This is a genomic window from Pseudomonas marginalis, assembly GCF_008692035.1.
In the GTDB taxonomy this organism is placed as follows: Bacteria; Pseudomonadota; Gammaproteobacteria; order Pseudomonadales; family Pseudomonadaceae; genus Aquipseudomonas; species Aquipseudomonas marginalis.
Genome location: NZ_VTFG01000001.1, coordinates 246633 through 258491, shown reverse-complemented (window position 1 = coordinate 258491; position 11859 = coordinate 246633). Strand labels below are relative to the sequence as shown.

The 11859-nt window shown below is 61.6% G+C and carries 8 protein-coding genes and 4 pseudogenes; 4 read left to right on the top strand and 8 right to left on the bottom strand.

Annotated elements, in window-relative coordinates:
* Positions 1-16 precede the first annotated feature (16 nt).
* The 4 genes and pseudogenes from FX984_RS32905 to FX984_RS01035 all read left to right on the top strand — a co-directional run.
* Positions 17-1030 (top strand): annotated as a pseudogene (locus FX984_RS32905) (PAS domain-containing protein); the annotation flags it as partial.
* A pseudogene (locus FX984_RS33025) lies at positions 1016-1285 on the top strand (methyl-accepting chemotaxis protein); the annotation flags it as partial. The pseudogenes FX984_RS32905 and FX984_RS33025, both read left to right, overlap by 15 nt.
* Positions 1286-1381: 96 nt before the next feature.
* Complete coding sequence (locus FX984_RS01040; RefSeq protein ID WP_154905224.1) at positions 1382-3022, top strand: AMP-binding protein; 1641 nt, start codon at positions 1382-1384, stop codon at positions 3020-3022.
* Positions 3023-3080: 58 nt separating this feature from the next.
* Positions 3081-3644 carry a TetR/AcrR family transcriptional regulator gene (locus tag FX984_RS01035; protein ID WP_223841637.1) on the top strand — a complete coding sequence of 188 codons (564 nt, stop codon included), beginning with the start codon at positions 3081-3083 and terminating at the stop codon, positions 3642-3644.
* A gap of 86 nt (positions 3645-3730) precedes the next feature.
* Here FX984_RS01035 and FX984_RS01030 read toward each other — a convergent pair whose 3' ends face one another.
* From FX984_RS01030 to FX984_RS01000, 8 genes and pseudogenes are all read right to left on the bottom strand, one after another.
* Positions 3731-4801, bottom strand: a complete 1071-nt coding sequence (locus FX984_RS01030; protein ID WP_098479617.1) for a protein-glutamate methylesterase/protein-glutamine glutaminase — start codon at positions 4799-4801, stop codon at positions 3731-3733.
* A 32-nt stretch (positions 4802-4833) separates the two neighbouring features.
* Positions 4834-5319: a chemotaxis protein CheD gene (locus tag FX984_RS01025; RefSeq protein ID WP_027605692.1), complete on the bottom strand. Its 486-nt coding sequence runs from the start codon at positions 5317-5319 to the stop codon at positions 4834-4836.
* The gene (locus FX984_RS01020; RefSeq protein WP_027605691.1) at positions 5312-6115 is read right to left on the bottom strand and encodes a CheR family methyltransferase; all 804 of its coding nucleotides are present in this window, start codon (positions 6113-6115) and stop codon (positions 5312-5314) included. The genes FX984_RS01025 and FX984_RS01020 overlap by 8 nt, the downstream gene beginning before the upstream one ends.
* A gap of 21 nt (positions 6116-6136) precedes the next feature.
* Positions 6137-6661 carry a chemotaxis protein CheW gene (locus FX984_RS01015; RefSeq protein WP_027605690.1) on the bottom strand — a complete coding sequence of 175 codons (525 nt, stop codon included), beginning with the start codon at positions 6659-6661 and terminating at the stop codon, positions 6137-6139.
* A 105-nt stretch (positions 6662-6766) separates the two neighbouring features.
* Positions 6767-7279, bottom strand: a complete 513-nt coding sequence (locus FX984_RS01010) for a chemotaxis protein CheW (protein WP_223841580.1) — start codon at positions 7277-7279, stop codon at positions 6767-6769.
* 123 nt (positions 7280-7402) lie between these two features.
* Positions 7403-8119, bottom strand: a pseudogene (locus FX984_RS32590) (methyl-accepting chemotaxis protein); the annotation flags it as partial.
* Between the two features lie 60 nt (positions 8120-8179).
* A pseudogene (locus FX984_RS32585) lies at positions 8180-9700 on the bottom strand (MCP four helix bundle domain-containing protein); the annotation flags it as partial.
* A gap of 23 nt (positions 9701-9723) precedes the next feature.
* The gene (locus FX984_RS01000) at positions 9724-11856 is read right to left on the bottom strand and encodes a chemotaxis protein CheA (protein WP_146476462.1); all 2133 of its coding nucleotides are present in this window, start codon (positions 11854-11856) and stop codon (positions 9724-9726) included.
* Between the last annotated feature and the right edge of the window lie 3 nt (positions 11857-11859).

Here is an 11859-nt window from a genome sequence, read left to right as displayed (position 1 = left end):
GAGATAGAGGTGCCCCATGCTCTTTTTCAGCCGAACCAACCGCTGGGTATTGGCTCCGCTTGCCGACAGACTGGATGAGCCTGACCAGGCGAGTACACCGCTGTCGTCGAGCAACCCGTTATTGCGACGCATCCTGGCGGGCGTCGAGACATTGCTGCAAGAGCGGCGAGCCCTGAAAGCACAGACACACGCGCTGGCATTGGAAGCCACCCAATTGACCGAGCACCTGGCCCGCCGCGACGCGCTTTTGCAGGAGCAGGAAGCGCGCTGGGCACTTATCGCCCAAGGCGCAGGTGAACTGTTTTGGGAACTGCAACCGGCAGGTATGGCTGCACCCGCACCGGAGTGGGCTATGAAGTGGACAGGGTCCGCGTCGATCCCGACCCAAGGTATTGATCAACTTGGTCGCTGGAACGAGCACCTGCACGCGACGGACCGGCAACGCTTTCTCGACGCGCTGGCCCGGCACCTGGCTGATCGCAGCGGGCGAACGCCCTTTGCGCTGGACGTACGCATGGCCCTTGCATCAGACGGTGACTATCGTTGGTGCAGGATCAGCGGTGTGGCGCGCCGCGATGCGCAAGGCGTACCGGTCGCCATCGGCGGAAGCCTGCGTGACATTCATGAACAGCGCCTGCACGAAGAGTCACTCGAACTGGCGGCCACACGCTTCGAGATTTCCCGTGAAATGCTCCATGACGGGCTCTGGGACATTGAGGTGGTGGCGGGTGACCCGGCGAACCCGAACAACACCATCTGGTGGTCTTCGCAAATGCGGCGACTGCTGGGGTACACCACGGTTGAGGAATTTCCCAACACATTGGAAAGCTGGACCTCACGCTTGCATCCAGACGACAGCGCACGGGCAATCGCGGCGTTTGTCGCCCACGTCGAAGACCACAGCGGTAAAACACCCTTTGATGTCGATTATCGGCTCAAGCACAGCAGTGGCAATTACCGCTGGTTTCGCGGCCGTGGGCAGACGCGACGCGCAGAGGACGGCTCCCCGCAAAGGGTGGTGGGTGCCATCACCGATATCCATGCCCACCATGAAGAAAACAGCATGCGTGAGGCTCAGGAACACCAGCACCGAGTGATGCAGGAGACCCTGCGCAAGCTGACGCACATTGTCGCCACCATCCAGGGCATCGCCAGCCAGACCAACCTGTTGGCCTTGAACGCCGCCATTGAAGCCGCCCGCGCTGGCGACGCCGGACGCGGGTTCGCGGTGGTCGCCGATGAAGTTCGCAAGCTGGCGACCCGCACCAGCCAGGCGACCCAACAAGCGGCCGACATGATGGACAGCTAGCGCCACCGCGCCGAGTCGTGAGCAGCGCAACTATTGGCCGTACAAACCCAACAATAAGAACCAGGTATCGTTATGCGTGATTATCAAGCTGTGGCCACATCCTTCAATTACCAACAGACCGCCGAACTGGCTTTGCAAGGTGACCTGACTGCCCTGAACGCCTGCGTCGAATGCTGCGACCGGCACGCCCACGACGACGCCGTGGCGTTGTATTGCGAAGCACAGGATGGCAGCGCCGCCCAATACACATTCAGCCAATTGCAGGCCAGCGCCGCCCGCTTCGGCCATTTCTTGCGTGAGCAAGGGGTAAAACCGGGCGACCGCGTCGCCGGCCTGATGCCGCGCACGGTTGAACTGCTGATTGCCATCTTGGGGACCTGGCGGGTGGGCGCGGTCTATCAACCGCTCTTCACCGCATTTGGTCCCAAGGCGATCGAGCAACGATTGGGCTGCTTCAACGCGCGCTGGATCGTGACGGATGCGCAGAACCGTCCCAAGCTGGATGAGATCGGCAACTGCCCAAGCGTGATCGTAACCGGCGGGGGCCCGCAGAACCCCAGCGATTATCCGTTCTGGAGCATCCTGGACGGCCAAGACGTCGAGTGCGAACCGGTACTGCTGGACGCCAGCGCGCCATTCCTGTTGATGTGCACATCGGGTACCACGGGGCCGGCCAAGCCTCTGGAAGTGCCGTTGCGCGCCATTCTCGCCTTCAAGGGTTATATACGCGACTCCATTGGCCTGCAGCAGGACGACCGCTTCTGGAACCTGGCCGATCCCGGCTGGGCCTATGGCCTGTATTACGCGGTGACCGGCCCGCTGGCCTGTGGTCATGCCACGCTGTTCTACAACGGCCCTTTTACGGTGGAGAGTACGTGCCGAGTCATTGCCAAGTACGCCGTCAGCAATCTGGCCGGCTCCCCGACGGCCTATCGCCTGTTGATTGCCGAGGGGGCAGCGTTCGCCGACGCCGTGCGCGGCCGCCTGCGTGCCGTCAGCAGTGCCGGCGAGCCGCTCAACCCACACGTGATCCGCTGGTTTGCCGAGCAACTCGGCGTGACCATTCACGATCATTACGGCCAGACGGAAATCGGCATGGTGTTGTGCAATCACCATGGTTTGCGTCACCCGGTCCGTGAGGGCTCGGCGGGTTATGCGGTGCCCGGCTACCGCATCGTCGTGCTGGACGACGCGCATCGGGAATTGCCGGCGGGTCAGCCGGGCGTCCTGGCGGTGGATCGCGAACGCTCGCCCCTGTGCTGGTTCGACGGCTACCTGGGTATGCCCACCCGGGCCTTTGTGGGGCGCTATTACCTCAGCGGCGACAGTGTGGAGCTGAATGACGACGGCAGTATCAGCTTCGTCGGCCGCAACGATGATGTGATCACCACGTCCGGCTACCGCGTCGGGCCGTTCGACGTCGAGAGCGCGCTGATCGAACACCCGGCGGTGATCGAGGCGGCGGTGATCGGCAAGCCCGACCCGCAACGCACCGAGCTGATCAAAGCCTTTGTCGTGCTCGACAGCCAGTACCAGCCCAGCGCCGAGCTGGCCGAAGTACTGCGCCTGCATGTAAGGCAGCGCCTGGCCGCCCATGCCTATCCCCGGGAAGTGGAGTTCGTCGAGCAACTCCCCAAGACCCCCAGTGGCAAGTTGCAGCGCTTTATCCTGCGCAATCAGGAAATTGCCCGGCAGCAGGCGCCCGGGACATGAACCCGTGGCCGGCGTGCCGGAGCGCCAGGCGTGCGCGCAATACGGGGCAAAGCGTGTGCTGAACCGATCAGACTTCCAGCGCAAAGCCTCGGAGTTATTCAAGGAGCGCAGTTTCAACCAGGTCAGCATGCGTGAACTCGCCGCCCATGTCGGCATAAGCCCGGGGGCGATCTATCACCATGTGGAAAGCAAAGAGGCGCTGCTTTACGAACTGCTGATGGAGCTGTATCAAACCCTGTTGTCCCAGGTGCACGGCATCAAGAATCGCCGATTGGCACCCGACCAACGCCTGGCCCAACTGATCGACTGTCACCTTCAATTGCATGAACACATGACCGGACACTTCAAGCTGGCGGTCATGGACGCCAATTGCCTGGGCGACCCGATGCAGGCAAGCGTCCAGCAACTGCGACGGGCCTATGAGTCGGAAATAATGGATCTGATCGGCCAGGCAGGCCATCCACCGGGCGGGCCGTTGCGCGAGGGCGCGCTCACGGCCATTTTGCCCATGCTGAACAGTCTACCCACCTGGTTAAGCCCGATGCTCGATAACGCCCAGCGGCGAACGATTACGAAGACCATCGCCTGTGCGGTGTTACAGGCCATTGATTCCCTGCCCTGAGCCCACCATGACCCATACTGAAACCCCAGGCTGGCCCGAGGCGGATTGCCGGAGCGCCTTATCAATCAGCACAGAACCCCGAACCGTCAGCGCCGCTGGTGCATGGATTGCAGAATCGCCGCCGAGATCTGCTCAAGGGGCACCTCACGCTCCACCGCACCGAGCTTGAACGCCTCCTTGGGCATGCCATACACCACGCAGGACTCTTCATCCTGGCCCAGGGTGCGGGCGCCGTTGTCGTGCATTTCCTTCAGGCCCCGGGCGCCATCGTCGCCCATCCCCGTCATGATGATCCCCAGCGCGTTACTCCCGGCACTGCGGGCCACCGAACGAAACAGTACATCAACGGAAGGTCGATGCCGGCTGACCGGAGGTCCGTCGACAATTTCCACCTGGTATTGGGCACCGCTGCGCTTGAGCACCATGTGCCGGCCACCGGGGGCAATCAGTGCACAACCGGGGATAACCCGGTCACCGTTCTTCGCCTCCCTGACCTCGATCTCGCACAGTCGATTGAGGCGCTCGGCAAACGCAGCGGTGAAGTGTTCGGGCATGTGCTGCACGATGACGATGCCCGGACAGACCCTGGGCAAGGCGGTCAACACCAACTCCAGGGCTTGGGTGCCGCCCGTGGACGTCCCAATGGCGACAATGTTCTCGGTGGTGCGCGCCATTGCCTGGGTGCCCGCCGGCAATATGACGTCGGCCGTCAGCCTGGCGGGAGCGCGTTCGCTGGAAGGCACCATGCGTTTCATGTTGGCCCGCGCGGCGGCCTTGACGGCCCCCGCCAATTCATCGGCACTGTCGGTGAGAAACTGGCGCAGGTTGAGTTGTGGCTTGGTCACAATGCTGACCGCGCCGGCCGCCAGCGCCTGCATGGTGGTGGCCGCACCCTTTTCGGTCAGCGTGGAGCAGATGACCACGGGCGTGGGGTGTTCGGCCATCAACTTCTTGAGGAACGTGATGCCATCCATCCGTGGCATCTCCACGTCCAACACAATCACATCCGGCCATTGCTTGTTCATTTTGTCCATGGCGAACACCGGGTCTGCCGCCGCGCCGATAACCTCGATAGCGGGGTCTTGCCCCAGGGTCGCCGTCAGCACCTGACGCACCACGGCGGAATCATCAATGATCAGCACTTTGATAAGGCTCATGTCGCACGCTCTCCACGAGGGCTGCTGGGGGTTCACTTCAAGGCCAGGTAGTTGAGTTCGATTTCGCCGTTGGCCAGATCGAACACAATCGTCCGATAACCCACGCCTTCCACATGGAAGTGTTGACACCGCAACTGATGCAGGTCGAGCAGGCGCATGGCCTGTTCGACATTGCGCTGGCCGACGTAATCATTGTCCGAGCGCACAAGCCCGGGAAACATGTTTCCACCGCCGAATACGCTGATCCTGAACTCCGTCGGCAGGGCCTTGATCGACTGTATTCGAGCGAGCAACAGTTCAAAGGCTTCGTTGCCGTAGCGACCATCCAGGACGCCCTGTTTGGTCACGGCGCGCTGTGGCAGCAGGTAGTGACACATGCCCCCCAGCAAGCGCCGGGGATGCCAGAACACCAATGCAACACAGGATCCCAGCACCGTACGCAGGCGAATCGCACCCGAGCCGAAAAACCAATCGCCGGGATTCAGGAACACCTCGTTGGGCGGTCGACGGTCAGGCATGCGGCCTCCGGTAGATGGAAGGCTTGACCAGCCGCAGCTGATCGGTAATGCCGTTGAGGCTCTCCGAATGGCTGACCAGAAAGTACCCGCCCGGCTTGAGGTGACTGACCAGGCGCTTGACCACCTGCACTTTGGTGTCGTTGTCAAAATAGATCATCACGTTGCGCAGGAAGATCACATCGAACATCCCCAGTTTCGGCAGCGGGTTATTCAGATTGATCGACTGGAAATCGATCTTCGCCGCCAGCGCCGGGTCGACCATGAAACAACCGTGGTTGGCGCCCACGCCCTTGAGGCAATACTTGTTCAACAGCGCCTCAGGGATGCCGCGTATGCCGTCGAGGGGATAACGCCCAAGGCGGGCTTTTTCCAATACCCGGCTGCTGATGTCCGACGCGACAATCTCCCAGGGCCGGCCGGCGAGGTTGTCCGCCAGCACCATCGCCAGGGTATAGGGTTCTTCGCCGGTCGAGCAGGCGCCACTCCATATGCGCAACGGCCCGCTGCCCCGCAGCTCGGGCAACGCTACATCGCGCAGGAAATCAAAATGCTTGGGCTCACGGAAAAAGTAGGTCTCGTTGGTGGTCAGCATGTCCACCGCGACCTGCAACTCCACGCTGTCCTTCATCAGCACCTTGTAGTAAGCGCCGTAGGTATTGAGCTTGAACACCTGCAGTCGCTTGGCCAGGCGAGCGCTCACCAACTGTTTCTTGGCATCGGACAGGCTGATGCCGGCGATTTGATAGATGAGGTCACGAAACTGCACGAACTCGGCGTCAGAGAGGATCACGTTCATCAGGACATTCCCCCAGCCTGTTCAGGCGATCGAAGGTAGCGAAGACTCAAGGTTGACCAGCGCATCGACCTGTTCCAGGGACAACACGCGACCGATGTCCAGCAACAGCACGAAACCGCTCTCCAGTTTGCCGATGCCCAGTAAAAAGTCGGCCCTGACATCGGTGCCGAAATTCAACGACGGCTCGATGTCCTGGTCGGCGATTTCCAGGACCTCGCTGACCGCATCGACAATGATGCCCACTGGTTTGCGCTGGGCATTGGCCTGCACCTCGATAATCACAACGCAGGTCCTTGGAGTCTGCACCGAGCGTTCGCCGCGAAAGCGCACCCCCAGGTCGAGCACGGGCACCGCCGCGCCACGCAGGTTAATCACCCCACGTATGCTGGGAGGCAGCAACGGCACGCTGGTGATCGGCCCGTATTCGATGATTTCCCGAACGTTGAGCGTGCCCACGGCGAACATCTCCTCCCCCAGCACAAAGGTGAGGTACTGGCTCGGGCTCGAGACGCTGGCATTGCCTGGACTGTCGATGGGTGGGGCCATGATTCACCTCGGGTCACATACGTTTTCGTCTTCATCAGGGGCGCTTCGCACCCCGGCGCTGGGCAAGCCCGCTCACCACAACAGCTCTATCCGCCGGGGAGATACCTAGACAGCGATCAGGCCGGCTATCTCATCGACACACAGCACATGCTCGATCTGCAGGAGCGTGACGAACTCGCCTCGCACCTTGGTCATCCCCCCGATGAAGTCGGTGCGAATGTGATTGCCGAACGCCGGAGCGGGCTTGATATCGATCTCGAGTATCTCGATCACTTCGCTGACCGAGTCCACCACCACCCCCAGGACCTGGGATTCGCCCTCCTTCGCCGCCTCAAGGATGACGATGCAGGTGCGACTGCCCAGTACCGTCGTGCCCTTGCCGAAACGCGCCTTGAGGTCCACGACCGGCACCACCGAGCCGCGCAGGTTGATAACCCCCCGCAGGAATTCCGGCATCATTGGTACGCTGGTCACCTGGTTGTATTCGATGATTTCACGAACGCTCAGGGTATTGACCGCGTACATCTCCTCGGCCGCCAGGAAGGTCAGGTACTGCAAGGGTTCATCCACTGGCGACGTAGCTTCGACAGCGCCCTGCATGCCCGCTGAGGTGCCCATGGGTCAACTCCCGAAGCGGACGAAACCGCCGTCCGAGGAGCGACTGTCCAGGTCCTGGGTGGACATGGCTCGGCTGATCTGGGGCATCGAGACATTGCGCCCGGCACGTTTGCTTTGCACGGTGAAAAACCCCATGAGTTCCTGCAACTGCTCGGCCTGGCCACTCATTTCCTCGGCCGTCGCCGCCAGCTCCTCGGAGGCCGACGCGTTTTGCTGGGTCAGTTGGCTCATCTGCGACATCGCGCTGTTGATTTGTTCGGAACCGATGGATTGTTCTTCCGAGGCAGCCGCAATTTCCTGCACCAGGTCGGAGGTCTTGGCAATCGACGGCACAATCTCGTCCAGCAGGTTGCCCGCCCGTTCGGCCAAGGCCACGCTGTTCTTGGCCACCTCACTGATTTCCTGTGCGGCAATCTGGCTGCGCTCCGCCAGTTTGCGCACTTCGGCCGCGACCACCGCAAAGCCTTTGCCATGCTCGCCGGCCCGTGCCGCTTCGATTGCCGCGTTGAGCGCCAGCAAGTTGGTCTGGTAGGCAATGGAATCGACGATGCCGATTTTTTCGGCGATGGTTTTCATCGCCGCCACGGTGTCCTTCACGGCTCGACCGCCTTCCGAGGCTTCCTTGTTGGCTTTGCCCGCCATGCCGTCGGTGACCTTGGCATTTTCGGTGTTCTGGGAAATGGACGCTGACATTTGCTCCATCGACGCCGAGGTCTGTTCGACCGATGCCGCCTGCTCGGAAGCCGACTGGGCCATGCTTTGGGCGGTGGCGGAAATCTCTTCCGAAGCACTCGACAGCGAGTCCGCCGAGCCGCGCACTTCGCCGATGATTTCCGAGAGTTTTTCCACGGTGCCATTGACCGAGTGCTTCAGCTCCAGGAACTTGCCCTGGTAGTCGCCGGTAATGCTGCGGGTCAGGTCGCCGGCGGCCATCGCCGACAGCACCTCCATGGCCTCGGTGATCGGTACGATGATCGCGTCCAGAGAACCGTTGATACCGAGGATGATGCGGCGGAAATCGCCCTGGTGCCGGGCGGCGTCAGGGCGGGTGTCCAGCTTGCCGATCAGCGCACTGTCGCTGATCTCGCTGGTATCTTCCACAAGGGCCAGGATATTGGCGCGCAGTTGCTCGACGTTTTCATTGATAAAGGCTTTCTTGCCAGGGAAACGCTCCAGGGGCGCGGACAAATCCCCTTCGCCGAACGCGCGAATACAGGCCATGGCCTTTTTCTTCACGTTGATATGGCCGTTGACCATGTCATTGATGCCCTGGCCGATATCCCGATACGAACCCGCGAAGCGCTCGACATCGATCATCACGTCAATGTCACCTTTTTCATGCTCGCTGGACATGTGCTGCATTTCATTGATCAGCGCCAGGATGTTGCTGCGCAACAGCTCGATGCTGTCGTTGATAAAGGCTTTTTTGCCGGGGAATTGTTCCAGGGGCGCAGACAGATCACCGTTACCGAAGGCGCGTATGCAGGCCATGGCTTTTTTCTTCACCGCGATGTGGCCGTTGACCATATCGTTGATGCCCTGGGCCATGGAGCGGTAACTGCCATGAAAGCGGCCGGCATCGATCTGTGCATCGATCTCGCCCTTGTCGTGCTCACTGGACATACGGTCCATCTCCACGATCAATTCATGCAGGTTCGCGCCCAACTGCTGCATGCTCGCCATCAGGCTGGTGGTGTCTCCCGCCCTGAGCGTCGCCTTGGCATTCAATTCGCCGGCCGATAGGCGTGCCGCATAGGCTTGCACCACGGTAGGTTCCGCCCCGAGCCGGCGCATCAGATTGCGCCCCAGCAAGACGCCGATCAGCAGGGTAGCCACCAGGGTCAGGCCGCTCACCAGCAGGATGAGGGTGCGTGCGTTCTTCTCGGTGGTGGTGGCGAGCACCTGGCCCTTGCGCCCCAGTTCCAGGTTGTATTCACGCAGCTCGCCGATCGCCGTGAGCACGGCGGTCTGCAGGGGCTGGCTGGTCTCGATCAATGCACGGGCCGCGGCCTGGTCACCGTCATCGATGAGCTTGTCGAAGTGGGTCTGCAACGCCGCAAACTCAGCCAAGTGGCCGCGCAGTTGTTTCAACAACGCCGCATCGTGCTCGTCGGAGGTCAACTCGGCCTGATAGCGATCCAGGGCTTTGCCAACGGCGCTGAAATCCTGCGCCACGCTGGCCGCGTAAGCCGGCACGCTGTTTTTGTCGGTCTCGTTCAAGCGTTGCCATTGCAAGGCATGCAGGTCGGTGAAGGCCGCGGCGGCGCGGTCGATCTCCAGCAGGCTGGGCACCGTATTGACGTTGGCATAGCTGGCGCTCGTATTGATTTCACCGGCCAGGTACAGGCTGGTGCCACCCAACACGAAGACACCCAGCATGGCTGTGAAAACCAGCAACATGATATTTCTGATAACAGTCATGGCGAGGCACTCCTGATGACGCTTCAATGAGTCGATAAAGGGCTTGGGATCGAACGATGGGGGGTTTCCTTGGCAACCTGTCCTAGCAAATTCGGGATATCCAGGATCAGCGCAACGGCTCCACTTCCGAGGATGGTGAACCCGCCCAGCCCATGGGCATCACCAAACACTTTGCCCAGTGGCTTGATCACGGTTTGGAACTCCCCCTGCAGGCGATCGACCACCAGGCCGGCACGCAAGCCTGCGTATTGCACGACGACCACGTTTTCCCGGTTGCCTCCAGGCTCTTGCACATCAAACATGTCGCGCAGCCGCAGGATCGGCAGCACCTCGCCCCGCAGGTCCAGGTAGCCGGTTTCGGTGCCCCGCTGAGGTGCCAGCTCGATGCACTCCTCCACCATGTTCAGCGGAATCACGTAAGAAGCCTTGCCCACCCCGATCAGGAAACCGTCAATGATCGCCAGCGTCAGCGGCAGGCGGATGCGCACCGTGGTGCCCTGCCCGACTTCGCTCTCGAGGCTGACACTGCCGCGTAACGCCGTGATATTGCGCTTCACGACGTCCATGCCTACGCCACGGCCGGACAGGTTGCTGACCTGGTCGGCGGTGGAGAATCCCGGCTCGAAAATCAGATTCAGAATGTCTTTGTCCGACGGCTGCTGGCCCTCTCCCACCAAACCACGCTCACGGGCCTTGGCCAGGATCTTGTCCTTGGCCAGGCCACCGCCGTCGTCGGACACCTCGATCACGATGCTGCCGGATTCGTGATAGGCATTCAGGCGGACCGTGCCCTGGGCCGGCTTGCCCCGCTGGAGGCGCGTCGACGCAGGCTCGATGCCGTGGTCCATGGCATTGCGCACCAAATGGGTCAGCGGGTCGCCAATGCGTTCGACGACGGTCTTGTCCAGCTCGGTCTCACCGCCGCCGATGTGCAGCACGATGTCCTTGCCCAACTCTTTGGAGACGTCCCGCACCACCCGCTGGAACCGCGTGAAGGTTGCGCCGATCTGCACCATGCGCAGGGTCAGCGCCGAGTCGCGGACTTCCTCGACCAGCCGCGATAACAGGCTGGTGGCTTCGATCATCTCGCCAATCCCACTGCGTACCGCCACCAGGTTGGCGCCGGCACCGGCAATGATCAGCTCGCCGACCAGGTTGATCAGTTGGTCCAGCTTGGCGGCATCAACCCGAATCAGGTTGCCTTCGTTGCTCGCCGCGCTTTTGCCGGCCTTGACCGGCGGCGTTGTCGACTCCTGGACATCAGGCTCGCTGCGCGTTTCGACCGGTGCCTGCTCGGCGTCCTGGGTCACGAGCAAGGCCTGGGCCTCGGTCAATGTGCCGCAACGCACCAGCAGCTCGACCAGCGTGGCGTTATCTTCCGGCAAGCCGTCGAGATGGGTCCGACACGCCTGCACCGTGGCATTCGGTGCAAGGATGCGAACCAGCGCGTCCTCGCGGACAAAATCAAAGGCGCCATCGATGACCTCCAGGGACGCGTCGCTGGCCAGTGCGAGTTCAAACCCGAGGTAGTTGGTTTCCGGGTCCATGGCGGTCATGGGCGGCAACCCATCGAACAAGGTAACGGTGTGCAGCAAACGCCCCAGCGTGCTCAGGTAACGCAGGAACGCCAAGGGGTCCATGCCATTGCGCAACACATCCGGGCCGAAGCGCAGCGACAAATGCCAATGGCCGGGACTGCCGCCTGGCTCATCCGCCGGCGCCGGCGCTTGAAGGGCCGGCGCCGAGGTCGAGACCGCCGCGTCCAGATACAGCGACAGCCGCTCAATGATAGATTGACCCTGAGCCCGCACTGGTTCGTCCAGGCGATCCAGGTTGCCGTCCTCGGCCAGCAGGTCGATCAATTGGCCAATATGGTCACGGGCGTCGAGGAACAACGCACTCAACGCCTCGTCGACGCGCACTTCCAGGCTGCGCACCCGGTCCAGCACGCTTTCGGCGACATGGGTGAACTCAACGATCGGCATCAAGCCAAACAGGCCGGCCGACCCCTTGATGGTGTGGGCCACGCGGAACAGGCCGTTGATGGTGTCCAGGTCCTGGGGCGACTTCTCGATCTGCAGCAGCGCATCTTCCATTTGCAACAGAAGCTCGCGACTTTCGGCAATGAACGTCTGCAGCACGTCATCCATGTTCATACG